This window comes from Alcanivorax sp., from assembly GCF_019431375.1.
Classification (GTDB): domain Bacteria; phylum Pseudomonadota; class Gammaproteobacteria; order Pseudomonadales; family Alcanivoracaceae; genus Alcanivorax; species Alcanivorax jadensis_A.
The window spans coordinates 920,536-943,619 of sequence record NZ_CP080267.1 but is presented as its reverse complement, the minus strand read 5'-3'; the positions used below and the strand labels follow the sequence as shown (position 1 = coordinate 943,619).

General features: G+C 58.5%; 25 protein-coding genes. 14 read left to right on the top strand and 11 right to left on the bottom strand.

The window, feature by feature from the left end; genetic code table 11:
* Positions 1 to 141: 141 nt before the first annotated feature.
* Genes KZ772_RS04280 through xthA form a run of 4 tightly spaced genes read right to left on the bottom strand, consistent with a single transcriptional unit; the run spans position 142 to position 3,805 of the window.
* Positions 142 to 1,356 carry a serine/threonine-protein kinase gene (locus KZ772_RS04280; protein WP_290538617.1) on the bottom strand — a complete coding sequence of 405 codons (1,215 nt, stop codon included), beginning with the start codon at positions 1,354 to 1,356 and terminating at the stop codon, positions 142 to 144.
* 49 nt (positions 1,357 to 1,405) lie between these two features.
* A complete protein-coding gene (locus KZ772_RS04275; protein WP_290538616.1) occupies positions 1,406 to 1,909 on the bottom strand; it encodes a response regulator in 504 nt (167 codons plus the stop codon).
* Positions 1,910 to 1,960: 51 nt separating this feature from the next.
* Positions 1,961 to 2,986, bottom strand: a complete 1,026-nt coding sequence (locus tag KZ772_RS04270) for an ion transporter (RefSeq protein ID WP_290538615.1) — start codon at positions 2,984 to 2,986, stop codon at positions 1,961 to 1,963.
* A 3-nt stretch (positions 2,987 to 2,989) separates the two neighbouring features.
* Positions 2,990 to 3,805, bottom strand: a complete 816-nt coding sequence (xthA, locus tag KZ772_RS04265; RefSeq protein WP_290538614.1) for an exodeoxyribonuclease III — start codon at positions 3,803 to 3,805, stop codon at positions 2,990 to 2,992.
* A 142-nt stretch (positions 3,806 to 3,947) separates the two neighbouring features.
* Between xthA and KZ772_RS04260 the strand changes: the two genes are divergently transcribed.
* From KZ772_RS04260 to KZ772_RS04235, 6 genes are all read left to right on the top strand, one after another.
* Complete coding sequence (locus KZ772_RS04260) at positions 3,948 to 4,760, top strand: alpha/beta hydrolase (protein WP_290538613.1); 813 nt, start codon at positions 3,948 to 3,950, stop codon at positions 4,758 to 4,760.
* Positions 4,760 to 5,611 carry an alpha/beta hydrolase gene (locus KZ772_RS04255; RefSeq protein ID WP_290538612.1) on the top strand — a complete coding sequence of 284 codons (852 nt, stop codon included), beginning with the start codon at positions 4,760 to 4,762 and terminating at the stop codon, positions 5,609 to 5,611. Before KZ772_RS04260 ends, KZ772_RS04255 begins: the two co-directional genes overlap by 1 nt.
* Positions 5,612 to 5,715: 104 nt before the next feature.
* Positions 5,716 to 6,177 (top strand): MaoC family dehydratase, encoded by a 462-nt coding sequence (locus KZ772_RS04250; protein ID WP_290510403.1) that lies wholly within the window; start codon positions 5,716 to 5,718, stop codon positions 6,175 to 6,177.
* 305 nt (positions 6,178 to 6,482) lie between these two features.
* Positions 6,483 to 7,436, top strand: coding sequence for a hypothetical protein (locus KZ772_RS04245; RefSeq protein WP_290538611.1), 954 nt, complete (start codon positions 6,483 to 6,485; stop codon positions 7,434 to 7,436).
* The gene (locus tag KZ772_RS04240; protein ID WP_290538610.1) at positions 7,429 to 8,517 is read left to right on the top strand and encodes a diguanylate cyclase; all 1,089 of its coding nucleotides are present in this window, start codon (positions 7,429 to 7,431) and stop codon (positions 8,515 to 8,517) included. The genes KZ772_RS04245 and KZ772_RS04240 overlap by 8 nt, the downstream gene beginning before the upstream one ends.
* Entirely contained in the window at positions 8,514 to 9,023 is a 510-nt protein-coding gene (locus KZ772_RS04235) for a DUF2505 domain-containing protein (protein ID WP_290538609.1), read from the top strand. The genes KZ772_RS04240 and KZ772_RS04235 overlap by 4 nt, the downstream gene beginning before the upstream one ends.
* 162 nt (positions 9,024 to 9,185) lie before the next feature.
* Here KZ772_RS04235 and KZ772_RS04230 read toward each other — a convergent pair whose 3' ends face one another.
* Positions 9,186 to 9,983, bottom strand: a complete 798-nt coding sequence (locus tag KZ772_RS04230) for an SDR family NAD(P)-dependent oxidoreductase (protein WP_290538608.1) — start codon at positions 9,981 to 9,983, stop codon at positions 9,186 to 9,188.
* A 101-nt stretch (positions 9,984 to 10,084) separates the two neighbouring features.
* On the opposite strand from KZ772_RS04230, the gene KZ772_RS04225 reads away from it, so the two are divergent.
* A complete protein-coding gene (locus tag KZ772_RS04225) occupies positions 10,085 to 10,294 on the top strand; it encodes a hypothetical protein (protein ID WP_290538607.1) in 210 nt (69 codons plus the stop codon).
* On the opposite strand, the gene KZ772_RS04220 is transcribed toward KZ772_RS04225, so the two are convergent.
* From KZ772_RS04220 to KZ772_RS04200, 5 genes are all read right to left on the bottom strand, one after another.
* Complete coding sequence (locus KZ772_RS04220; RefSeq protein ID WP_290538606.1) at positions 10,279 to 11,607, bottom strand: dicarboxylate/amino acid:cation symporter; 1,329 nt, start codon at positions 11,605 to 11,607, stop codon at positions 10,279 to 10,281. The genes KZ772_RS04225 and KZ772_RS04220 overlap by 16 nt on opposite strands.
* Positions 11,608 to 11,716: 109 nt before the next feature.
* Entirely contained in the window at positions 11,717 to 12,334 is a 618-nt protein-coding gene (locus tag KZ772_RS04215) for a hypothetical protein (protein ID WP_290538605.1), read from the bottom strand.
* On the bottom strand, positions 12,331 to 13,626 hold the full coding sequence (locus KZ772_RS04210; protein WP_290538604.1) for an ammonium transporter: 1,296 nt from the start codon (positions 13,624 to 13,626) through the stop codon (positions 12,331 to 12,333). The genes KZ772_RS04215 and KZ772_RS04210 overlap by 4 nt, the downstream gene beginning before the upstream one ends.
* 168 nt (positions 13,627 to 13,794) lie before the next feature.
* Positions 13,795 to 14,274 (bottom strand): EVE domain-containing protein, encoded by a 480-nt coding sequence (locus KZ772_RS04205; protein ID WP_290538603.1) that lies wholly within the window; start codon positions 14,272 to 14,274, stop codon positions 13,795 to 13,797.
* On the bottom strand, positions 14,271 to 14,651 hold the full coding sequence (locus KZ772_RS04200; protein WP_290538602.1) for a hypothetical protein: 381 nt from the start codon (positions 14,649 to 14,651) through the stop codon (positions 14,271 to 14,273). Before KZ772_RS04200 ends, KZ772_RS04205 begins: the two co-directional genes overlap by 4 nt.
* Positions 14,652 to 14,867: 216 nt before the next feature.
* On the opposite strand from KZ772_RS04200, the gene prmB reads away from it, so the two are divergent.
* The 3 genes from prmB to KZ772_RS04185 all read left to right on the top strand — a co-directional run bounded on the left by prmB (position 14,868) and on the right by KZ772_RS04185 (position 18,342).
* Entirely contained in the window at positions 14,868 to 15,794 is a 927-nt protein-coding gene (gene prmB / locus KZ772_RS04195) for a 50S ribosomal protein L3 N(5)-glutamine methyltransferase (RefSeq protein ID WP_290538601.1), read from the top strand.
* Between the two features lie 70 nt (positions 15,795 to 15,864).
* Positions 15,865 to 16,950, top strand: coding sequence for a chorismate synthase (aroC, locus tag KZ772_RS04190; protein ID WP_290538600.1), 1,086 nt, complete (start codon positions 15,865 to 15,867; stop codon positions 16,948 to 16,950).
* Positions 16,951 to 17,133: 183 nt separating this feature from the next.
* Positions 17,134 to 18,342: an MFS transporter gene (locus KZ772_RS04185; protein ID WP_365870805.1), complete on the top strand. Its 1,209-nt coding sequence runs from the start codon at positions 17,134 to 17,136 to the stop codon at positions 18,340 to 18,342.
* A gap of 12 nt (positions 18,343 to 18,354) precedes the next feature.
* Here KZ772_RS04185 and KZ772_RS04180 read toward each other — a convergent pair whose 3' ends face one another.
* Positions 18,355 to 19,230 carry a LysR family transcriptional regulator gene (locus KZ772_RS04180; protein WP_082810792.1) on the bottom strand — a complete coding sequence of 292 codons (876 nt, stop codon included), beginning with the start codon at positions 19,228 to 19,230 and terminating at the stop codon, positions 18,355 to 18,357.
* Positions 19,231 to 19,389: 159 nt separating this feature from the next.
* Here KZ772_RS04180 and leuC point away from each other — a divergent pair, with 159 nt between their 5' ends.
* Genes leuC through leuB form a run of 4 tightly spaced genes read left to right on the top strand, consistent with a single transcriptional unit; the run spans position 19,390 to position 23,048 of the window.
* Positions 19,390 to 20,808 (top strand): 3-isopropylmalate dehydratase large subunit, encoded by a 1,419-nt coding sequence (gene leuC / locus KZ772_RS04175; RefSeq protein ID WP_290538599.1) that lies wholly within the window; start codon positions 19,390 to 19,392, stop codon positions 20,806 to 20,808.
* Positions 20,809 to 20,818: 10 nt separating this feature from the next.
* Positions 20,819 to 21,457 carry a 3-isopropylmalate dehydratase small subunit gene (gene leuD, locus KZ772_RS04170; protein WP_290538598.1) on the top strand — a complete coding sequence of 213 codons (639 nt, stop codon included), beginning with the start codon at positions 20,819 to 20,821 and terminating at the stop codon, positions 21,455 to 21,457.
* A gap of 42 nt (positions 21,458 to 21,499) precedes the next feature.
* On the top strand, positions 21,500 to 21,940 hold the full coding sequence (locus KZ772_RS04165; RefSeq protein WP_290538597.1) for a hypothetical protein: 441 nt from the start codon (positions 21,500 to 21,502) through the stop codon (positions 21,938 to 21,940).
* A 31-nt stretch (positions 21,941 to 21,971) separates the two neighbouring features.
* On the top strand, positions 21,972 to 23,048 hold the full coding sequence (leuB, locus tag KZ772_RS04160) for a 3-isopropylmalate dehydrogenase (RefSeq protein ID WP_290538596.1): 1,077 nt from the start codon (positions 21,972 to 21,974) through the stop codon (positions 23,046 to 23,048).
* The last annotated feature ends 36 nt before the right edge of the window (positions 23,049 to 23,084 follow it).

Sequence of the window (23,084 nt, the reverse complement as noted above, 5' to 3'; positions counted from 1 at the left end):
GTGCTTTTTTTATGTCACCTCGCTGCTTGCACGCCTCTCACTTTCCCGCCTCAAATCCTGTTTTCACCATAAAGTGCACCGAGCCACAGAGAGGATTTTCCTCAGTGATCTCTGTGTCCTCTGTGGTGAAAAGGGTTTTCTTTAACCTGATTCAGACTCCGGTTCCCAGGCCAGCCGTTCAATGGGCTGGCCATCGGCGGCTACCAGGTTGAGCAGAATCGGCAGGCGGCCGAGAAATTCCAGCCCCTCGGACTGGCGAAGTTCCTTGAGGTATTGTTTTACCCGGCCACTGATCCAGGGGTGCAGAGTCGCCTTGATGGTAACCCCCTTGCAGCGTGAACCTCGTTGCCGGTGCCAGTCCTGCAGGGCGGAGCGCAGTACCGGGAAGTGGGACTGGAACTGTTCGAAGTCGTCGGCTACCAGATAGATATCGTACTGGTAAAGGTTGCCGCGCCAGCTCAATCCGGCCTTGGTTTCCTTGAGCCGCAGTCGTGGGGCCAGGGGGCCGTTGATGCCAGTTTCCTGGGGGCGGTAACGGGTCCGTTCACCGATGTAGTGGTCAGGCGATTCCAGGTTATCCAGGGCGTCGGTAACGGCGGCGCCGCTTTCCGGCCGGTCGGCCGGGGCCTTGGCCAATAACTGGCGCAGCAGTGGCTGGTAATGACGTAGTGTCGGCGGCAGAAGGGGGATGGGATCGTTTAGATGGGCCCGTGTCATGGCGGCAGTATCGACGCCCTGATAGGGCGGTTCGCCTGTGAGCATTTCATAGAACAGACAACCCAGGGAGTAGAGATCAGATTGCGGTGTCAGCGGCTGGGAGCGGTGCTGTTCCGGGCTCATGTACTTGGGGGTGCCCATGATGCTGTTTGTGCCGGTAACGCTGGTATCGCGAAGAATGTTGGCGGCGATGCCAAAGTCCATCAACAGCGCAGATCCGTCAGCGCGAAACAGCACATTATCCGGTTTTACGTCACGGTGAATAAAACCGTGCTGGCCGGCATAGCCAAGGGCGCCTGCCAACTGGCGTAGAACGGTCTCGGCCTGGCGGGGCTCCATGCCATCACGGATACGCTGTTTCAGGCTGCCCCCGGTGACGTACTCCATGCTCAGATAATAATAGCCCTCATGCTCGCCCACGTCGTAGACCGGCACGATATGGGGGTGATTGAGGCTGGCGACGGTGCGTGCCTCTTGCATGAAGCGCTCGGCAAAGCTTGGCTCCAGGGCGAGGGAAGGGCTGAGAATCTTGATCGCAACCTGACGCTCGAAGGAGTGCTGGGTGGCCAGAAAGACATGGGCCATGCCACCTTTGCCAAGGCGTTCGGTAATGCGGTATCCGGGGAGTCTGATGGCCATGCTGTTATTCAGGTCGTTCTGACCGTTTGTTGTTGTCGGGCCCGGAGAGCTATTCGGGTGGTTCGCCGTATAGTGCTTTCATCTCCGCTTCGGAGCGACGGGCCTGAGCCAGTTTCGCCTCCAGCCGCTTTTTCTGTTGATCAAGGCTCAGGAAAAAACTGACCTTGCTCTGCAACAGTTGCGGATCAATGGGCTTGAACAGATAGTCTACGGCACCACTGCGATAACCTTGTTGCACAAAGCGGGTTTCTTTCGAGATCGCAGTCACAAAAATGATAGGCACATTCTGGGTGCGCTGGTGAGAACGCATGATGCCGGCCACTTCGAAACCATCCATTTCCGGCATTTGTACATCCAGCAGTACCAGGGCGTAATCTTCCTTGAGCAGCTTGGCCAGGGCCGCATTACCACTGGTAACGCTGTCCAGATCACAGTCCATATCTTCGAGCACTACCTCAAGGGCCACCAGATTCTGCGGGGTGTCATCCACCAGCAGGATGCGGGAGCGGGGCAGCTGCAAATTGTCGTCACTGGATTCGGTGATGGTGCTCATGATGTGATCCGGTTGGCGTATAAGCTGAGACTTAAGTCCTAGTCGATGGTATCAACTTTTTTCGGGGCCGTCTCGCTCTTCCAGCTTCCATTGTTGCACGGCCATCTGGGCTTTTACCTGTTCCAGCACATCCAGCAAGGTGTCCCGGATCAACTGGTCCAACTGCTCCCCTTCGCCTTTGGCAGCGCCGATCAGGTCGTGCAAAAGCTGCTCCAATTGTGGCCGATTGGCTGGTGAGGCCAGGTCATCCACCAGCTGATCCACGAAGGCAGTACCGGTTTCCCGGACGGCCTCGCCAAGAAGGGCAATGGCCCGAGGCCCGGCCACCGGGATTGCGGCCAAGCGTTTACCTGCCTGGGTGCGAGTCAGTGACTCGTCGGTAAGATGGGCGAAATATTCCGCCAGCTGGTCACGATACTGACCATGGCTTTTCTGGGTGGCGTCGGCGATGCGGGTGGCGATAAAGCTAACCAGCTTGTCCTGGCGTGGAGCCAATACCTGGGATTCGATGCGATGCAGTAGCGGGCTGCCGCCGCCGATTTCCCGCTGAGCGCCGCTCAGTACATTGATCACCACCCGGTCGGAGATTTCCTCTACCACAATGCCGTAATACTTGAGGATAGTCTGGCCCAGCCAGGTTTGTGACAGGTCGATAATGCCCATGCGCTGCAGGCGCATGACCAGGCCGACTATGCGCAGAATCCGCAACCAGCGGAAGCTGCCTACCGGAATGCAACCGAGCAGGTCATACCAGTGAGCGAAGGGGTAAAAGAACCAGCGGTGGTAGGTGCCACGGGCAATGGCGATAACCCAGCGGATCACGAACTCGGTCAGGTAGACGGCGACAAAACAGAGGTCATAGAACAGGAAGTTGCTGTGGATGGTGTCCCGGTAAAACGCATGGAACGCCGGCGTTATCCCCGCCAGGAATTCCTGCACAGGCGGCACCTGGAAGAGCCAGTCAAACAGGATCAGCCCCAGATTGAGTATCACCAGGGCAATCATCAACAGGTCGACAACAAAGCCGGCCGTGTCCAGGTTGAGCTTTAGCTTTTCCGGATGCAGTTTGATTTTCATGGACTAGCCGCGAAACCGTGCCCATACCGGGCAGTGATCGGAGGGTTTTTCCATGCCGCGTAACTCGTAGTCCACGCCGGTGGTGTCGAGTTTATCCAGCAACGGGGGGGTGGCCAGCACGGTATCAATACGCAGGCCTCGGCGGGGCTCTCGCTCGAACCCTCGTGAGCGATAATCGAACCAGGAAAAGATGTCATCGGTTTCCGGGTTCTGGTGCCGGAAGGTGTCAGTCAGTCCCCAGTCGATCAGACGCTGCCACCACTCACGCTCTTCCGGCAGGAAGCTGGTCTTGCCTTCGCGCAGCCAGCGTTTTCGGTTGGCCTCGCCGATGCCGATATCCCGATCGGTGGAGGAAATGTTGAAATCCCCCATCACTGCCACTTGATCGTTGGGTTGGTGATGGTTAGTCAGATAGTCCTGTAGATCCTGATAGAACTTTTCCTTGGCGGGGAACTTGGTCGGATGTTCGCGGTTTTCACCCTGGGGAAAATAGCCATTGAGCACGGTAATGACAGAGCCATCGGTATGGCGCAGGGTGCCGATGATCATGCGACGCTGGGCATCTTCATCGTCGGTAGGGAAGCCGTACTGCACTGATTCCAGAGGCTCGCGGGTTATCAGTGCCACACCATAATGGCCTTTCTGCCCGAAATAGTAGGGGTGGTACCCCATGTCGCGCACAGCCTGTTCGGGAAACTCCGGGTCATGAACCTTGGTTTCCTGCAGGCCAATCAGGGCAGGCTGATACTTGTCAATTACTGCCTGCAACTGGTGCAGACGAGCGCGAATACCATTGATGTTGAATGAAATCAGGGTCATGAAGCCTCCTTAATGGCGGCATTGTACACCAACAAAAGATGACGAAGGCAGGCAACCCTGTGGCGTTTTCGGACATGGCCCGGGGTGAACAGATACGGCTATGATGTCTCTTTTGTTTTCGTGCCCAACTCAGGGAGACACCATGTCAGCAGTTTCTGCCGGCCGCCAGGCGCTGGTCTTTGCCCACGCCAATGGTATTCCCGGTCACAGTTATGACACCTTCCTGGCGCCGCTGGCGGACGAATTCGATGTCACCATCATCGATCGCCTCGGCCATAACCCGGCGTACCCGGTGGATGCGGACTGGCACAGCCTCAGCCTGGAGCTGGAAGCCAGCCTTGAATCCTTGCCCAAGCCCATTGTTGGTGCTGGCCACTCGCTGGGTTCAGTGATCATGTATCTGGTGGCCCAGCGTCGCCCGGAATGGTTTTCTGCGTTGATCATGCTGGACCCGCCGATGATGAATGGCTGGCACGGGGTGATGATGCACGCGGCGAAACTGACCGGCATGATTGACCGGGTGACCCCGGCGGGCAAGAGCAAGGGGCGGCTGGATTACTGGCCTAATTGGGACGCTGTGGAGAGCTACTTTTCCTCCCGTGGCCTGTTCCGGGCCTTTGATCCTCGTTGCCTGGAAGATTATCTGCGTGCCGGGCTGGAGCCCTGGCAGGGGGGCTGGCGATTGCGTTTCCGCCCGGAGGTGGAAGTGGCCATTTTTCGACATACCCCCACGGCCGCCACCCGTATGCCCAGGCTGAAAGTGCCGGGGGCAATTATCACCGGCAGGGGCTCGCCATCGCCGTTTCTGGATAGTGCCCGGCGCCACGTGCGCCGCCACGGCATGCTGCACCGTATTGCCGAAGGATCGCACATGTACCCGCTGGAAAAGCCGGAGCAGACCCTGGCCCTGTTTCGCGAGACCCTGCAAATGCTGCAACAGGAAGAGGCGAGCTGATGTCGGCAAAAGAGAAGAAATTTCACGTTTTCGGGCAGACTCTGGCGGCCCTCAGGTGGGACGGGGAGGGCGAGCCGGTGCTGGCCCTGCATGGCTGGCTGGATAACGCCGCGTCCTATATCCCGCTGGCATCGCAATGGCAACGTCCCATGGTAGCACTGGATTTTTCCGGTCATGGCCATTCCGACCATCGCCCCGACGGCGTCGTGACCCATCTGGTGGATCATGTGCGTGATGTGCTGGCCGTGGCGGATCAGCTCGGCTGGCAACGTTTCACCCTGATGGGGCACTCCATGGGGGCGGGCATTGCCTGTCTGTTCGCGGCGGCGTTTCCGGAACGGGTCTCCCGTTTGGTGCTGATCGAAGGGCTGGGCCCCCCCACTACGCCGGGTAAAGATGTGGCCAGCACCCTGCGCAAGGCGCTGGATGACATGATGGCGCTGGCAGACAAGCGTAAGCCGGTATATGCAGACATTGCCGACGCGGTAGAGGCTCGCACCCGGGGGTTCGGTGGCCTCAGCCGGGAGGCATCTGCACTACTGAGCGAACGGGGTCTGATGCCGGTAACCGATGGCTGGACCTGGCGGGCAGACAGCCGCCTGCGGCTGACCTCCTCGTTACGGCTGACTGAAGAGCAGGTGGAGGGATTTGTCCGCGCCATTCAGGCACCGGTCTGCCTGATTCTCGGCGAGCAGGGCATGGGCGGCAACGGCATGTTTGATCACCGACTGGACTGGCTGCCGGATGCCACCGTGGTGCGTTTGCCGGGGCGGCACCATTTGCATATGGAAGCGCCGAAGGCCGTGGCTGACGCCATTGATGCCTTTCTCGATAGCACCACCGCTAACTGACCAAAAGCACCAGACCTGTTCTGGCTGCTGCTTGAAAAGGTCATGTATTGCCTTGACCTGGCTCGCTAAGCTGAAAGAAAAGGGCATTCAAGGAGCGCGTTACGATGAAAGTGGTTGAGGTGGCCTCGCTGAACGATTACGTAGGCAAGGAACTGGGAGCCTCTGACTGGTTCCAGATAGATCAGGACAGGATTAACGCTTTTGCTGACGCAACCCTGGATCATCAGTTCATTCATGTGGATCCGGACCAGGCAAAGAACACGCCATTCGGCACTACCATCGCTCACGGCTATCTGACCCTGTCTTTGCTGCCTTACCTGCAAGCCTCCATTGACGGCTTCCTGATGCCCAAAGGCATGAAAATGGCCATGAACTACGGCTTCGACAAGCTACGGTTCATGGCGCCTGTGAAACAGGGGAAACGTGTTCGTGCGGTGGCTACCTTGCTGGATGCTACGGAAAAGCGTGAAGGGCAGTGGTTGCTGAAGTTTGCCTTTACCGTGGAAATTGAAGGGGAAGACAAGCCGGCACTGGTGGCCGAATGGTTGCTGATGTACTTTGTCTGAGAACCAAGCAGTGTCATAAACAGCCCGTTGAGGGCATCACAATGTCTCCTGGTCAGGTCTGTCGTTTTGTGCACGGCAGGCCTGTTTTTTTATCGCACCTTTGCCCTCGTCAGCCCTGCTGTCCGCCACTTTCCAAAGTTCGGGTTCTACGCAAGGTTGATCAAATAAGCTACTGATTTAGCTCAGGTTGATTTGTGGTTGTGGCCGTTATTGGTGCTGGCAAAATACCGCATTTCGACGTACTGTAAGGGGGAACTTTTGTACTAGAGGGCGAATTTGTCGCCACCCCGTATCAGGGCTTTCCAATGTTGCACCGTTCCCGACAATGGCTTCGTCGACTGGTAGATAACCGTTCTGCCATACGACGAGATCTGCGCCTCAGCCTGAGCCACGCAGCGGATATTCCACGGATGATTCTGCCGCTGGGTAGGGAGCCGGGTATCCGCTCGGAACTGGCATGGTCTTCCTATGCCAGCCGCGGTGAAGCCTTGCTGTCATTGTTACAGTTGCTGGTACCTGCCACTCGCGAATCCATCAGCCAGGGGACCCTGGTCTGCTATCCGCCTCGCACCACCCATGAAGCCCGCTCCTCGCGTTGGTTCTTCATCAACGATATGGGCACGGCGGGGCCAGTGGCACTGCTCAATGCCAGTGAAATTGCGCGGCTCTTCCGTCGCCCGGTACACCTCATCCATACCCCTACCTGGGGGCTGGTTCGCGATCTGGCCGAGTCCATTACCGCGCGAACCCTGCGCAAGGACGGCAAGCTGTCGCGGCCGGCACTGAATATTCTGGTAGAAGCGCTGGAAAATAATGAGCAGGTGGTGCTGGTCTGCCATTCCCAGGGCACCATTGTGGCCAGCTATATCGTGCGCAAGCTGTTACGGCATCCCAGTGCCCGGCAATTAGTCAAGAAACTGGAGATTTACTGTATCGGCGGTGTGGCTGACAGCCTGGAAATAGACCCGCAACTGACCCTGGCGGCCGGCCATCCGGTGCCCTATGTGGAGCATTTTGCCAACGGTCGCGATTATTTGGCGCAGATCGGCATTCTGTCGCATCTGGACAGTACCGCCGGTACCGTCTATTGCCTTGCCGACCGGCCTGGTCATCTTCTTAACGAGCATTATCTGCCTGCCATTGCGCGAGGGGATTTCTGCCAGCGCCGTTCCCGGCTTTACGGCTATGTAAGAGGGCGGGAGCCCGGTCCGAAAGGGGCCTTGTCAGTGGTCAAAAAGGAAATGGACCCACATGGATAAGAACAACAAACCGGTACTACTGTTTGTCGACGACTCCAAAGTGATGCGACTGGCTGCCGACAAGATGCTGGGCCGGGAGTTTCGCGTGGAAGTGGCAGAAAATGGCGTCGCAGCATGGGAGCTCATCTGTCACAACCCGGCCATCAGTGTGGTCTTCTCGGATCTGGCCATGCCGGAAATGGACGGTTTCACGCTACTGAAAAAAATCCGCACCAGTGAGGATGATGGTATCGCCGGGTTGCCGGTAATTATTGTTACCGGTGCGGAGAATGACGACGAGGCGCGTAGCGAAGCCCTTAGGTTGGGTGGCACCGACTTTATCAGCAAGCCGTTCAACTCCACGGATCTGCTGGCCCGTGCCCGGGCCCATGCGCACTATCAACGTGAGCGAAAGGAACTGGCCCGCCAGGCCATGATTGATCCGCTCACCCGGCTGGGCAATCGTCGCTATTTACAACATCGCCTGCGTCAGGAGTTGGCTTTGGCCAGTCGTCAGCAAATTCCGCTTTCGGTTGTGCAACTGGAGATTTACCAATTCAATCAACTTTTCGTACAGCTCGGTAAACGCAGAACCGATATGGTGCTGATGAAAATGGCACAACTGATGCGGGGAGTGGTGCGCAAGGAAGACTCGCTGGCGAGAAGCAGCGTGGCCCAGTTTACCATTTTGCTGCCCAGTGCCGGAGCTAATGGTGCCCAGCGTTTTGTTGAGCGAGCGTTGAAAGTCAGTGAAAAGCTGGCTTTTCAATTTCGAGGCAGGGCACAGCAGTTGCCGCTGTCGGTGGTCATACATACGCCCACTGCGCACACCGGGCTGATGCCCCGCCAGGTACAAGCAGTATTGGATGAACAGATGAACAAGGCGCGCCTAGCCGGGCCCGGGGCGGTGGTCAGAGATGGCCCCGATGAGCCTCTGGCTACCGGCCAGGCGGCGCCCTCGATAACCATTGAGCAGGCACTCACGCTGTTGCGGGCAGGCAAGTCCCGTGTGGTGGAGAATGCGTTGCCGGACTTGAAACGCCAGCTGGCGCCTCTGCTGGAATTGATTGAGCAGGCGCCCGCGGGTCAGGAGACAGCATGAAGGTAATGGTTGACCGGGAATTTCCTGTCGGCGTGGACCGGCTTTATGAAATTCTCACCAGCAAGGCCTATTTTGAGCAACGGTTTGAGTGGGGGAAGGTAAACGACTATCGATTCCAGGCGTTTCAGGAAACCGCAGAAGGCTTGCTGATACAGATCGTTCAGCCGATCCGGATTCGCACCGACAAGGTGCCGTCATTCGCGCGGCGTTTGCTGCCCAGTCAGGCAGATCTGCTGACGGAATTTTTGTGGCAAGCCACCGGGCAGCCGGGCTGCTATGAGGCTCGCTATCGTTTTCAGCTGGGCAATGTGCCGCTGAAGATCAGTGGCAACATGCGGCTCAGCGCTGACGGTGAAGACCAGTCCATTCAGCAAACTCAAGTGGAAATTACCTCCTCGGTTCCACTGGTGGGTAAAAAGCTGGTGGATCTGGTGGCGCCGAAAATCGACGATGCGCTGGCAGGGGATTATCGACATACACTGCGTTACGTGGAGCAGTTTGCCTGACGTATAGAGAATAATTGTTACCACATAGGGCACAGAAAACACGGAGTAAAAAGCAGGCTATGACTGCCAGGTTATCGCGGGCATAGTGCAATGCCGCGAAGGAGGGGGCGCGCTTTTGATTTTTCTCAGTGCCCTCTGTGGTGTGAAACCGGCCTTTTGTTGTTAACGCCGATACTTCGCCCCTAGCTCCCTCAGTGCCCGCTCCCAGCGTTTCCTGAACCAGCGTTTGCGCCGCCATTTGGCCTGGGTATGGCCGGAGGCGATGTGCAAGGCGCTGTCACTGTCCAGTGCCTGCAGAATCTGCTGACTGAGTTCCTGGCGGGTGACCGGGCTGCGGCCGATCTTGCGCTGGAAGCGAGCGTCGCTGAGCGGGTCGGTGGCACACAGGCTGTTGGCCTGCTCCTGATAGAGGGGGATGACCACGGTGGTCACCCGGATGCGGCTGCTGTGCAATTCACTATGCAGGCTTTCCCCCAGTGCCACGATGGCGGCGCTGGCGGCACTCTGGGCAGCGGCCAGAGGCCCCGCAAGAATGCCGTATTCCGGTACCACATTGAGAATGCGACCGCCTTCCTGGCGATGCATGGCGCTGATCGCGCTCTGGCACAGGTTCACTGTATCCATCAGTTGCTCATCCAGCACCCGCTGCCAGTGAAATCCTTGGGTGGCTTCGAAGGGCCCCAGGGTCAGTGGGGCGGGCAGGTTGATGAGGGTATCCAGTTGCTGCCAGCGACGCAGAACCCGTTCCACCCCCCGTTGCCGGTCACGGGCACTACCGGGCAAACAGTCCAGGAAAAGGGCTTCCCGGCCGTTGCCGTGCAGGTCGGCACAAAGCTGGTTTCCGAGCTGCCCGTCAGCGTCTGCCAGGGCCACCCGAAAATGCTCTGCAGCGTCACTGACCAGTGTCTGGCCAAGCTCGGAACAGGCATTGCTGATAAGCAGGGTAGGCTGATGTTTCAAGGGGTCTCCGCGGCAAATCGATCAATAGTGAACAAGTGTTGACTTTCTCTTTTTGTAAGTTAACATGTGTTCACTATAACAAGTTCAGAGGAGCTTTTCCCATGACTATTATCTCTCGTCTCTGCAAAGATGTGTTCGCTCTGGTTGTGGCTGTTATGTTCACCGTGCTGATGGTAGCCGGTCTTGCCGATCAGGGGAAAAACCTGTTTCCCGCCATGTTGGCGTTTGCCGCCATGGTCCCGGTAGTAGGCAGTGCGGCAGTGGCCATCAAGCGTGACTGGGACAACCGCGACCATCACCTGTCAATCTGATCCTGTCCGGCGCGGGTGCCTGCCGCCTGCGCCGCCTTTTCTGCCTCGGCCACTGGCCGCTGCAGCACCTGCTCTTCCCCTTCGCTGCGTGCCAGCAGCACCGTGACCACACTGTCGCCCCAGACGTTGACGGCGGTGCGGAACATGTCCAGCAGTCGGTCAGTGACCAGAATCAGGCCGATGGCTTCCGCCGGCAGCCCGATGGCAGCCAGTATCACGGTGATTGCCACCAGCGAGGCGGCCGGAATACTGGCGACACCAATGGACGTCAGTACTGCGGTGATCACGATCATGAATTGTGTCGCCAGTGACAAGTCCATGCCATAGGCCTGGGCGATGAACATGGCGGCTACGCATTCATACAGGGCGGTGCCATCCATGTTGACTGTGGCCCCCAGTGGCAGCACAAAGCTGCTGCTCCGCTGTGAGACCCCGGCCCGGTTCTGTACGCATTCCATGGTCAGCGGCAGGGTGGCGGCGGAGCTTGCCGAGGAAAAGGCGGTCAGCAGCGCCGGTGTCATGGCTTGAATGTGCCGTAACGGTGAGCGACGGGCCAGGAAAAAGACCAGTGCCGGCATGAAAACAAAGGCGTGCAGGAAGAGTGCGACCACCACCGAAGTGAAAAACCATGCCAACGGTTCAATGGCATCAAGGCCGGTGCGGGTCACCGTGGCGGCAATCAGGGCGAATACCCCCAGCGGAGTGAAGCGAATTACCAGCATGGTGATTTTCATCACCACCTGATAAATCCCCTCGATCAGATCTCGCAGGCTGCGGCCGGCATCATTGCGCTCGGTGCGCAGGAAATAGCCAAACAGCAGGGCGAATACGATCAGGCCCAGCATCTGGCCTTCGGCGGCCGCGGCGATCAGGTTAGGGGGCAGCATCTGCATCAGGATCTGGGTGAAATCCCCCGCGCCTCGCCCTTCGATGCCGGCCAGCACCGCCTCGGTATCGCTGGCCAGGCCAAGCAGGTCCCTGGCCGGCTGGCCGTCGATGACCCCCGGGCTGAACAGATTGACGGTTACCAGGCCGATGATCACTGCGACTACCGTGGTGGTCATGTACAGTGCCACCGTCTTGAGCCCCATACGGCCCAGATTGTTGCCGTCACCGACGCTGGTCATGCCGTTGATGATGGCGGTAACAATCAGCGGTACCACCACCATCTTCAGGCCATTAATGAACAGGCTGCCAACCAGATCGTAACCGGCCAGTACCGGCACCCCGAACAGAGTGGTGGTCTCGTTGGTCAGGCTGCCGACCAGGGCGCCGGCCAGCATGGCGATAAAGATCTGGTGGTGTAGCTTCATGGTGTTCCCTATCGGCTGTTGTTGTTATGGCTCAATGCGCGAACAGGGTTACAAGACTACCTGATCCTTGGTGCTGTCACATGGCGGCAATGGCAGGAAGTGCAGCGTTTCACAGCAACTGGCGCAGTGCCGCAGGGTCAACCTGGCTGCTCAGGGTTTTCTGGTAGGCCGCCTTCAGTTGTTGATCGGCTTCCACCGGGCCGAGTCGTTCGCACAGCAGTATATAGGTACGATTCAGCTGATCGCGCAGAGCGGTTAATGCCAGAGGGGCAAGGGGGCGATCCGGGGATTGCAGCCAGTATTCCATGGTCAGCCGGATTTCCGTACCCACCTTATTGCTGCGCAACTGGGCAGCCAGGTCCAGGCGCAGCTGGCTGGCCGCCCGGGCGCCGATGCCGTCCCACAGCGAGCGCATCATCTGCTCGAAAGCCTGGCTACAGGGGTGTTCCTGCGCGTGTCTTTCGCCGCTGTCTGCCAGCGGATCGTCGGCCAGTTCCCGCTCAGACAGGGTCATCGCCTGCACCAGGCTCATATGAATTTGATGCCGACGCTCACTCAGGTCGAATAACTGGCAAAGCTCACTGACAAAGCCCTGCAGGGAAAATCGCGGCCGTTCGGCGTAATTCTGTTGCCAGAGGCTCAGTGCCTCCAGCACCAGCGGTTCGTTCATGTAGGGGGTCAGCCCGGTAACAATGGCGCGCCGTCGACGTTGCAGATCCTGGCTCATGGACGGGACTCCGCCGGGCTGCTTAATTCACTGTTGTAGAGGGTATTCTGGGGGAATTCGGGGTAGCCGCTTTCCGCATGCTCGCTCAGGTCCAGGCCGCGTTGTTCATGCAGGGCAGGTGCCCGCAGGCCAGAGAGCACGGACACCAGCATGTACATCACCAGGGCAGTGAAGAATGCCCAGCCAAACGCGACTACGATGCCCAGCAGTTGCACGGTAATCCGTTCCGGGTTGAACAGGTCGCCATCGTAGAACAGGCCAGCGGCCAGGGTGCCCCAGGCGCCGGCGAAAGCATGTACCGGCACCGCGCCGACCACATCATCGAGACGCAACGCCAGTAACATTCTCGCCCCGAAGGCCGCTAGCGCACCGGCGACCAGGCCGGTGAGCACAGCAAATCCCGGTGTCATCACGGCGCAGCCCGCAGTGACAGCCACTAGTCCGGCCAGGCTTCCGTTGACGGTTTCCGTCAACAGAATCGGTCGGCGGCTGACCATGCGGTAGATCACGCTGCCCACCGCACCTGCGGCGGCGGCGAGCTGCGTGTTCAGGTTCACCTTGGCAATATCCACGCTGGCGGCCAGGGTGGAGCCACCATTAAAGCCGAACCAGCCGAACCAGAGAACAAAACCGCCCAGGGCCACGTAGGAGAGATTATGACCGGGGATGGCGCGGGGCTGGCCGTGACTGTCAAAACGACCCAGTCGAGGTCCCACCACCAGCACCCCGGCCAGGGCACACCAGCCGCCAATGCTGTGTACGACCGTGGAACCGGCAAAATCAATAAAGCCCAGTTTTGCCAGCCAGCCGTCACTGTTCCAGGCCCAGTGGCCGTAGAGCGGATAGATCAGCCCGGTGATGACCACCGCCCCGCACAGGTAGCCCACATAACGGGTACGCTCTGCCATGGCCCCGGAGGCGATCGTGGCAGCGGTGGCCGCAAACATGATCTGGAATAGCAGCATGGCCCAGGTGCTGCCGTCGGCCTGGCTGAGCATGAACTGGTCCTCGCCGAACCAGCCGGTGCTGCTGGTGCCGAACATCAGGCCAAAGCCCACGCCCCAGAACACCAGGGTGCCAACGCACAGGTCCATGTAGTTTTTCATTACCACATTGAGCGCGTTCTTGGCACGGCTCAGGCCGCTTTCCAACAACGCAAATCCGGCCTGCATGAAGAACACGAGGGCGGCGGCAACGGCAATCCAGACCGTATCGACGGCGCTGAGCGAGTCCGCTCTGGCCAGCCCGGGAAATAGCAACAAGGAAAACCAGGGTAAGCGGCGCTGTGACATGAGATGAACCCCATTCGTGATAGTGACGGAGGGGTGATTGCAACGGTTGTGCCAAGCTGGCAGGAAGATGAATGGCGGTGGTAGTGGTGCTTTTTTCGTATTCGTGTGCCCGGGTTTGGGGCGTGGCGTTGCCATGGTGCGCCAGTGTGCACCGGGTTGGTCCGTCTGTCAGGGGCTGGCGTTCTCTGCCTGGCAGAGTTGCTGAATTCGCTGGAATTGGCGTTCGGCAACTTTCTGTACCGACAGGCGGGGGCGACGCACCAATTCCATATCGGTGAATTCCACGTCCTGTCGCAGGTCTTTTAACAGTAGGGGCTGTGGATAGGTACACACGTAACGAATATCCACCTGATACCAGCGGGGGTTTTCATGGGTGCTGCGATTGTCGAACCCGGCTGAGTCGGCATCAAACTGGCTAGGGTCCGGGTATGGATCACTGACCACACACGCTTCGCCAACAATGGCAGGCTTAGGACAACTGGAATGATAGATAAGCACGGTATCGCCTTTGCGCATTTCGTCGCGCAGCCGATTGCGAGCCTGGTAGTTGCGCACCCCGTCCCAGCCGCTGGTGCTGTCAGGGCATGCCCGCAAGTCATCAATGGAAAAGGTATCGGGTTCGGTTTTCAGTAACCAGATCGCGCTCACTGTCCCCCCGTGAGGTGGTTTTCCTGAAGACAGGCTTTGGCCTGTGCCAGGCTGCCACAAACGTAGACCGGAAATTGCGGTTTGTTCAGGGTCAGCATCATGTTGGCAAAGGTGCGGTTTAGGACGCTTTCCAACACCAGCACCTTGGCTTCGGTAATCTGTTCAAAATCTTCACCACACGCATATCGCGCGGCGGTGAAATCCAGTCCGCGGATGCGCCCCACGTAGATCGCCAGCTGCTTGCGATGACGATTCATATTGAACAGGGTCAGCCGCTGCCTATAGATCGACAGTTCCACGCGCATGTCCACCAGGGTGCCGTTTTTAAGATCTACCAGGGTGAAGGGGCCGTCTTGTGACACCGTAACTGCAGTCATGCTTATCCTTTCATAGGCAATGTGTCAGTATTTTATACGCAATCCAGCTGCTCCTGAAAATGATGGCACCTGATTCCGTGTGCTGATATTGCGATAACGCACATGATTTTCAGCGCAAGTCCAGGCATACCTGTCTCCAGGCCAACAAGTTCTTCTCTGGCAGGCTTTCACCGTGGATTCTGTGCTAATCTTCGGCGCCTGCTCGAGGAGGATGCCGTGATTAGTCCGCAACAACACAAAGAAGCCGTTACCGCCCTGCAGACCGTCAGGGATTGCCTGCGTTTCGGGGAGAGTGCCCTGCGTGCCGGCGAGGTCTTCTTTGGTCACGGCAATGACGATCCCTGGGATGAGGCGCTGGCCTTGTTGATGCACACCTTGTCCCTGCCGCTGCAAAGTGACCCACGTATCCTTGACGCCCGCCTGTTGCCCTCTGAAGTCAGTGATTACCTTGAGCTCCTGTCTCGGCGTGTTAACGAGCGGGTGCCGGTGCCTTACCTGACCCATGAGGCCTGGTTCTGCGGGTTGCCCTTTTACGTGGACGAGCGGGTGCTGATTCCCCGCTCACCGCTGGCGGAACTGATCGAGCAATCCTTCACCCCCTGGGTAGAACCGGATCATGTCCATGCGGTGCTGGACCTGTGCACCGGCAGTGGCTGCATTGCCATTGCCTGTGCCTACGCTTTCGAGCAGGCGCGGGTGGATGGCAGTGATATCAGTGACGAAGCCCTGGAGGTCTGTGAGGACAACATCCGCCGCCACGGCCTGGAAGGGCAGGTGAGAGCCCTGCATTCCGATGGCCTGGCCCAGGTGGATGGGCCCTATGACCTGATTGTCTCCAATCCGCCCTACGTGGATGCGCAGGATATGGCCAGCCTTCCTGATGAATACCGCCACGAACCGGAGCTGGCACTGGCTTCAGGGGACGATGGCCTGGACTTTACTCGTCGCCTGCTGCGCGATGCCCCGGATCAGCTTACCGAGCACGGGGTATTGATTGTGGAGGTGGGCAATAGCTGGGAAGCCATGGTCAATCAGTGGCCCGAGGTGCCTTTCTTCTGGTTCGAATTTGAGCGCGGCGGTCACGGGGTATTCATGCTTACCCGTCAACAGCTGCTAGAATACCGGGAACAGTTTTCTTTCTGAGCCGCTGACGCGTCTCTCCCTTTGCAGGTGAGAGGGCAAGCAATGGCCCAATGCTTTTTTGAGGATCCGCATGTCCGGCAACAGTTTCGGTGAACGTTTTCGCATCACCACCTTTGGTGAGAGTCATGGCCTGGCACTGGGGGCCATCGTGGATGGCTGCCCGCCGGGACTGGAAATCAGCGAGGAAGATTTGCAGGTGGAGCTGGACCGGCGCAAGCCTGGCACCAGCCGCTACACCACCCAGCGTCGTGAGCCGGATCAGGTGAAGATTCTTTCCGGTGTGTTCGAAGGCAAGACCACCGGCACGTCCATCGGCTTGCTGATCGAAAATACGGACCAGAAGTCCAAGGACTATTCGGACATTGCCACCACTTTCCGGCCCGGGCATGCGGACTACACCTATACCCAGAAATACGGGTTTCGCGATTACCGGGGCGGTGGCCGGTCTTCTGCCAGGGAAACGGCCATGCGTGTGGCTGCCGGCGCCATTGCCCGCAAGTACCTGGAGCAGACACAGGGGATCCGCATCTACGGTGGTTGCACCCAGATCGGTGCGATCAAGGCAGAGCAGTTCGACTGGGCCGCGGTAAACAGCAATCCGTTTTTCTTCCCGGATGCAGACAAGGTGCCGGAACTGGAAGCGCTCATTAATGCCCTGCGCAAGGACGGGTCTTCCATTGGTGCGCGGGTGGAAGTATTTGCCGACGGCGTCCCGCCGGGCTGGGGTGAGCCGGTATTCGACCGAATCGACGCGGATCTGGCAAAAGCAATGATGTCTATCAATGCAGTCAAGGGTGTGGAAGTGGGCGACGGTTTTGCGGTGGTCAATCAGCGCGGCGAGCAACACCGCGATGAGATGACACCAGAAGGGTTTCTCAGCAACCATGCCGGCGGCGTTCTCGGTGGCATCAGCTCCGGCCAGACCATTCGTGTGGCCATGGCACTCAAGCCCACCTCCAGCATTCTGATTCCCGGCAAGAGTATTGATCTTCAAGGCAAGCCGGTGGAAGTGGTAACCAAGGGTCGCCACGATCCGTGTGTGGGTGTGCGTGCCACTCCTATCGCCGAAGCCATGCTGGCACTGGTGCTGATGGATCACTGTTTGCGCCATCGGGCCCAGAACGGTGATGTGAAACCGCCTTTCCCGCCGATTTAAATGGCTCACCATCCGTAGGAGCGTCGCTGGCGGCGCGATAACGCGCAATCAAAAGCATTTTCACCACAGAGGCCACAGAAAAAACCAGTCTTTTCCTCGGCGATCTCTGTGGTTACATTGCTGTTTAACGCCTTTGATCGCGCCGCCAGCGACGCTCCTACGGCAGGTTTGATTTAGCGCCGGATGTCTGACATCAGACGTCCGGCCTTCCATTCATTTAACCGCCACGCCAAGGTTCAGCCCCTAATGCCTTACTACTGGCGACTGTCAGGCTTCTATTTCCTCTATTTTGGACTGTTGGGCGCCCTGGTCCCTTACTGGTCCCTGTATCTGAAAGACCTGGGATTCAGCGCTGCCGCCATCGGTCTGCTGATGGCCATTCCCCAGTTGACCAAGATTGGTGCGCCTAACCTGTGGGGTTGGCTGGCGGATCGCAGCGGCCAGCGTCTTCGTATCATTCGTGCCGGCAACTTGTTGGCGGCGGTGGTATTCCTGCCGGTATTCTGGATAGACCAGTTCTGGTCCATGGCGGCACTGCTGGTGTCGTTCAGCTTCTTCTGGAACGCGGTGCTGGCCCAGTTTGAAGTGCTCACCCTGCAATCCCTGGGGCACCAGTCCCATCGTTACAGCCATGTGCGCCTGTGGGGCTCGGTAGGGTTTATTCTGGCGGTGCTGGTGCTCGGCGAGGCGCTGGACCGGCTTGGAACCGATTTGCTGCCCTGGGTGCTAAGTGCGCTGCTGTGGCTGCTGTGGCTGGGTACCCTGACCCTGCCGGCGGGTGACGGGCAGGTGCGTCATCGGGAAGCGGGTGGGCCGTCAGTATGGACCGTGTTGCGTCGACCGGCGGTTTCCCTGTTTCTGGTGGCGGCGTTTCTGATGCAGCTGTCCCACGGGCCTTACTACACCTTCTACAGCATCTACCTGGAGGATCTTGGCTTCAGCAAGTTCGTGGTAGGAAGTCTGTGGGCCCTGGGGGTGCTGGCGGAGGTGGGGCTGTTTCTGCTGATGCATCGGCTGTTGCAGCGATGGTCGATCCCCTGGATTCTGGTGGGCAGTCTGTTGCTGGCGGCACTGCGCTGGCTGGTGATCGGCATGGTGGCAGATTCATTGTTCTGGCTGGCCCTGGCTCAGCTGCTCCACGCGGCCAGTTTTGGCAGTTTCCATGCCGCCAGTATTGCCTGGATGCACAAGCAATTCGGGGCGTCGCTGGGTGGCCAGGGGCAGGCCCTGTATTCCAGCCTGGGTTTCGGTGCGGGCTGGGCTGCAGGGGCCGGCTTGTCCGGCTTGTTCTGGCAGCAGTGGGGGGCGAATCTCTTTTACGGAGCGGCACTGGCCGCGCTACTGGCGGCCATGTTGTTGATCGTGGGCGGGGTGACCAGCTCGAACAGATAGGGATTGAAACCGTTACAGTCCGGATGCTTCCAGTGCCTGCAAAAATGCCTTGGCGGCATTGGAGCGGGTACGGGCAGGGTGGATAACCACCCCCAGCTCCCGCTCCGGTAACGGTACATCCACGGCCAGCTCCACCACAGAGCCATCTACCATGGTGGCGGGCAGTACGCTCCAGCCCAGACCGATGGACACCATCATGTGAATGGTTTCCAGATAATTGGTGGACATGGCGATATTGAGCTTCAGGTTATGCTCGTCAAACAATCGCTCTACAATGCCACGGGTGAAAGTGACCGGTGACGGCAGAATGGCACTGTAGCCGGTAAGGGTTTCCAGGGTGATATTTTCCACCTTGGCCAGCGGGTGCTCGGGTGCGCACATGAACACCAGGGGATCGCGCCATATCACATCACTTTGCAGACGATCATCTGGCTGTGGTGGCAGGGTGACTACACCCATTTCCAGTTCCCCGTGCAGCACCCCCTCCCAGGCTTCTTCCGAATCGATAAAATGAATGTCCAGCTCTACCTTCGGATAGTCCCGGGAGAATTGTCGCAGTACCGGCGGCAGGCGATGCAGGCCGATATGGTGGCTGGTACCGATGCGCAACTTGCCGGTGACCGAACCGGACAGATCGTGAATGGCCCGGGCCATGTCTTCCACGTCCATCAGCACCTGCCGGGCCCGCGGCAGCAGGGAGCGGCCAGCTTCGGTGAGCTGGATCTGACGACCTACCCGGTCAAACAGGCGAGCGCCAAGCTGCTGTTCGAGCAGGGCAATACGCTTGCTGATGGCGGGTTGGGTGATGTAGAGGCGCTCTGCGGCGGCAGAAAACGAGCCGGTTTCGGCCACCGCCATGAAGGCGCTGAGGGTCGGCGTATCTATCATTCCCGGGGCATCCAGTTGTTCGGTTGCGAGATAATAATTGGTTATCTTAAAAATGAAAAATATGAATTGGATTTATTGATGGGTGAACCCTACATTAATCGTTATTGACAAACCAGTCGCAATGGTGAAGTTGCTGCAGTGCGACGCAGGGAGAGAAACATGGCCGGCAAGACCCTCTATGACAAATTGTGGGACGCCCATCTCGTCACCGAGCGTGAGGATGGCTCCGCACTGATCTATATCGATCGCCAGATCATCCATGAGGTGACCTCGCCCCAGGCGTTTGAGGGGCTGCGTCTGGCTGGCCGTAAACCTTGGCGTACTGGTGCCAGCGTGGCGACGATCGACCATAACGTGCCCACTACGCCGTTCAAGTCAGCTGCTGAAATTGTGGATGAAACCTCCCGGATCCAAGTGCAGACCCTGCAGGACAACACCCGGGAATTCGGCATTACCGAATTCGGCATCGGCGATGTGCGCCAGGGTATCGTTCACGTGATGGCCCCGGAGCAGGGCGCAGTGGTGCCCGGTATGACCGTGGTCTGCGGTGATTCGCATACCTCCACCAACGGGGCGCTGGCCTGTTTGGCCCACGGTATCGGTACCAGTGAGGTGGAGCATGTGTTGGCCACCCAGACGCTGGTGGCCAAGAAAATGAACAATATGCGTGTCAGCGTGGAAGGTGAGCTCGGTCCGGGTGTTACCGCCAAGGATGTGGTGTTGCATATCATCGGCATTATCGGCACCGCCGGTGGTACCGGCTATGCGCTGGAATTTGCCGGCAGTGCCATTCGCAGCCTCTCCATGGAAGGCCGCATGACCATCTGCAATATGTCCATCGAGGCAGGTGCCCGTGCCGGCATGGTAGCGGTGGATGATGTCACCATTGATTACGTCAAGGGCCGTCCCTTTGCGCCCAGTGGGGCAGACTGGGACAAGGCCGTGGAATACTGGCGCACCCTGGTTTCCGACGAGGATGCAGTATTCGCCCAGGACATCACCATCGACGCAGCGGACATCAAGCCGCAGGTCTCCTGGGGTACCAGCCCGGAAATGGTGGTGCCGGTGGATGCCTCCCTGCCGGATCCGGCTGCCGAAAGTGACGAGGTGAAGCGCTCTGGTATGACGCGAGCCTATGAGTACATGGGGCTCAAGCCGGGTATGCCTGTCACCGATATCAAGGTGGACCGGGTATTCATCGGCTCCTGCACCAACTCCCGTATTGAAGACCTGCGAGCCGCTGCCGAGGTGGCCAAGGGCCGGAAAAAAGCGGATTCCGTGAAACAGGTGCTGGTCGTACCGGGCTCCGGTTTGGTCAAGCAGCAGGCTGAGAAGGAAGGCCTGGATAAGGTCTTTACCGACGCGGGCTTCGAATGGCGTGAGCCAGGCTGTTCCATGTGCCTCGCCATGAATCCGGATCGCCTGGAAGCGGGGGAGCACTGCGCGTCCACGTCCAACCGTAATTTCGAAGGTCGTCAGGGCAATGGTGGTCGCACACATCTGGTAAGTCCGGCCATGGCAGCGGCTGCTGCAGTCGCCGGCCATTTTGTGGATATTCGCGAACTCGACCGGGCCTGAGGAGCAGATCATGGAAAAATTTATTCGTCAGGAAGGGCTGGTTGCACCGTTGGATCGTGCCAATGTGGACACCGACCAGATCATTCCCAAGCAGTTTCTCAAATCCATCAAACGTACCGGTTTCGGACCGAATCTGTTTGATGAGTGGCGCTACCTGGATGAGGGTTTTCCTGGCCAGGACAGCAGCCAGCGCCCGAAAAACGAGGATTTTGTGCTGAACCAGCCCCGTTATCAGGGCGCCAGCATTCTGCTTACCCGTCGTAACTTCGGCTGTGGCTCCAGCCGGGAGCATGCCCCCTGGGCATTGATGGATTTCGGCTTCAAGGCCATCATCGCGCCGAGCTTTGCGGATATCTTCTACAACAACTGCTTTAAAAACGGGTTATTGCCCATTGTGTTGTCTGAGGATAACGTGGAAGCCCTGTTCAGAGCGGTGGAAGGGAAGGAAGGCTTTCGGATTACCATTGATTTGGAGCAACAGCAGGTGATCCCGGAAAGCGGGGAGCCGCTGCCGTTCGAGATTGATGAGTTTCGCAAGCACTGTCTGCTCAACGGTCTGGATGAAATCGGCCTCACGCTTAACGAGGCAGACACCATTCGTGCCTATGAAGCACGCCGCGCCGAGCGGGAACCCTGGATCTTTCAGTAGGAAAGACAGGATCATTAAAAGAAAAATCAAGGAGGCGACACCATGTTGCGAATTTTATCTTTGCTGTCAGTACTGACTTTGGCCGGTTGTGCGACCGGCATGTACAACGAGCCGGACGCAGGTGATGCGGCCAAACTGAGCGTGGACAACCAGCTTTCCGCCGCTGCAAAAGGTGATGACGGCGGTGGTTGGCAGATGCCCACCAGCAGCTCAGCCAAGGCGGAAATCTTCAAGGTCGATGGTGACCGTATTTCCGAGCAGGGTGGTGTGGAGTCGGTGTTTATTGATGCCGGTGAACGTTCCGTGGAAGTGTTCGCCGACCAGGGCGGGATCCTGCGTTTCGGCAAATTCCGCCATACCTTTGAAGAAAAGGGTATTTACCAGGTGCGAGTGAAGCCATCTTCCGGCAACAAGGGTGACTACACCCTGGAGCTGGTCAAGGCCTCGGCACCTGACGATGTGCTGGTAAGCAAAAACTTTTAAACCTCGTTATAGCAGTAAACAGGAAGCAGGAATGAGCAAGGTACTGGTGTTGCCCGGTGACGGTATCGGCCCGGAGATCGTGGATGAAGCGGTGAAGGTGCTGAATGTCGCCAAACAGAAGTTTGGCCTCGATGTAGAGCTGGATGAGGCCCTGGTGGGCGGCGCGGCGGTGGATGCGGAAGGTGATCCGCTGCCGGAGAGTACCCTGGACAAGGCCCGCGCTGCGGATGCGATTCTGTTCGGCTCCATCGGCGGCCCCAAATGGGATGCCATTGAGCGGGACAAGCGCCCGGAGCGTGGTCTGCTGCGCCTGCGTTCCTCCCTCGGCCTGTTTGCCAATCTGCGCCCGGCAATCCTGTTTCCGCAACTGGCGGATGCCTCCAGCCTGAAGCCCGAAGTGGTTTCCGGTCTGGATATCCTGATTGTTCGCGAGCTGACCGGCGGCATCTACTTCGGTCAGCCCCGTGGGATCAAGGAAGAGAACGGCGAGCGCGTGGGTTTCAATACCTACGTTTACACCGAGTCGGAAATGCGTCGTATCGCCAAGGTGGCGTTCGAGCTGGCCATGAAGCGTGGCAAGCGAGTCTGTTCTGTGGACAAGGCCAATGTGCTGGAAGTCACTGAACTCTGGAAAGAAGTGGTCACCGAGGAGGCCAAAGCCTACCCGGAGATCGAGTTGTCACACATGTATGTGGACAACGCGGCCATGCAGTTGGTGCGTGCGCCAAAACAGTTTGATGTGATTGTCACCGGTAACCTGTTCGGTGACATTCTCTCCGATGAAGCCGCCATGCTCACCGGCTCCATCGGGATGCTGCCCTCCGCGTCCCTGGACGAGAACCGCAAGGGCTTGTACGAACCCTGCCACGGCTCGGCACCGGATATTGCCGGCCAGGGTATTGCCAACCCGTTGGCGACCATCATGTCGCTGGCCATGCTGATGCGTTACAGCCTGGAGCGCGGTGATGTGGCGGATGCCATTGAAGCTGCGGTAGAGCGGGTACTGGATCAGGGGTTGCGTACTGCGGACATCTACACCGAGGGCACTCGCAAAGTGGGCACTGAAGAGATGGGTAACGCCGTGGCTGAAGCTCTGGCCCAGGCGTAATAGCGCGTTCACCCGTTTATTCACAGATAGAAAGGG

Bases quoted from the DNA above. Each gene is read 5' to 3' on its own strand.
- KZ772_RS04235 (WP_290538609.1), top strand. From the start codon at position 8,514: ATGAAGGTAATGGTTGACCGGGAATTTCCTGTCGGCGTGGACCGGCTT.
- KZ772_RS04255 (WP_290538612.1), top strand. From the start codon at position 4,760: ATGTCGGCAAAAGAGAAGAAATTTCACGTTTTCGGGCAGACTCTGGCG.
- leuB (WP_290538596.1), top strand. From the start codon at position 21,972: ATGAGCAAGGTACTGGTGTTGCCCGGTGACGGTATCGGCCCGGAGATC.
- KZ772_RS04200 (WP_290538602.1), bottom strand. From the start codon at position 14,651: ATGACTGCAGTTACGGTGTCACAAGACGGCCCCTTCACCCTGGTAGAT.
- KZ772_RS04280 (WP_290538617.1), bottom strand. From the start codon at position 1,356: ATGGCCATCAGACTCCCCGGATACCGCATTACCGAACGCCTTGGCAAA.
- KZ772_RS04210 (WP_290538604.1), bottom strand. From the start codon at position 13,626: ATGTCACAGCGCCGCTTACCCTGGTTTTCCTTGTTGCTATTTCCCGGG.
- KZ772_RS04260 (WP_290538613.1), top strand. From the start codon at position 3,948: ATGTCAGCAGTTTCTGCCGGCCGCCAGGCGCTGGTCTTTGCCCACGCC.
- xthA (WP_290538614.1), bottom strand. From the start codon at position 3,805: ATGACCCTGATTTCATTCAACATCAATGGTATTCGCGCTCGTCTGCAC.
- KZ772_RS04275 (WP_290538616.1), bottom strand. From the start codon at position 1,909: ATGAGCACCATCACCGAATCCAGTGACGACAATTTGCAGCTGCCCCGC.
- KZ772_RS04185 (WP_365870805.1), top strand. From the start codon at position 17,134: ATGTCTGACATCAGACGTCCGGCCTTCCATTCATTTAACCGCCACGCC.
- KZ772_RS04225 (WP_290538607.1), top strand. From the start codon at position 10,085: ATGACTATTATCTCTCGTCTCTGCAAAGATGTGTTCGCTCTGGTTGTG.
- leuC (WP_290538599.1), top strand. From the start codon at position 19,390: ATGGCCGGCAAGACCCTCTATGACAAATTGTGGGACGCCCATCTCGTC.
- KZ772_RS04240 (WP_290538610.1), top strand. From the start codon at position 7,429: ATGGATAAGAACAACAAACCGGTACTACTGTTTGTCGACGACTCCAAA.
- leuD (WP_290538598.1), top strand. From the start codon at position 20,819: ATGGAAAAATTTATTCGTCAGGAAGGGCTGGTTGCACCGTTGGATCGT.
- KZ772_RS04250 (WP_290510403.1), top strand. From the start codon at position 5,716: ATGAAAGTGGTTGAGGTGGCCTCGCTGAACGATTACGTAGGCAAGGAA.
- KZ772_RS04245 (WP_290538611.1), top strand. From the start codon at position 6,483: ATGTTGCACCGTTCCCGACAATGGCTTCGTCGACTGGTAGATAACCGT.
- KZ772_RS04165 (WP_290538597.1), top strand. From the start codon at position 21,500: ATGTTGCGAATTTTATCTTTGCTGTCAGTACTGACTTTGGCCGGTTGT.
- aroC (WP_290538600.1), top strand. From the start codon at position 15,865: ATGTCCGGCAACAGTTTCGGTGAACGTTTTCGCATCACCACCTTTGGT.
- KZ772_RS04215 (WP_290538605.1), bottom strand. From the start codon at position 12,334: ATGAGCCAGGATCTGCAACGTCGACGGCGCGCCATTGTTACCGGGCTG.
- KZ772_RS04220 (WP_290538606.1), bottom strand. From the start codon at position 11,607: ATGAAGCTACACCACCAGATCTTTATCGCCATGCTGGCCGGCGCCCTG.
- KZ772_RS04270 (WP_290538615.1), bottom strand. From the start codon at position 2,986: ATGAAAATCAAACTGCATCCGGAAAAGCTAAAGCTCAACCTGGACACG.
- KZ772_RS04180 (WP_082810792.1), bottom strand. From the start codon at position 19,230: ATGATAGATACGCCGACCCTCAGCGCCTTCATGGCGGTGGCCGAAACC.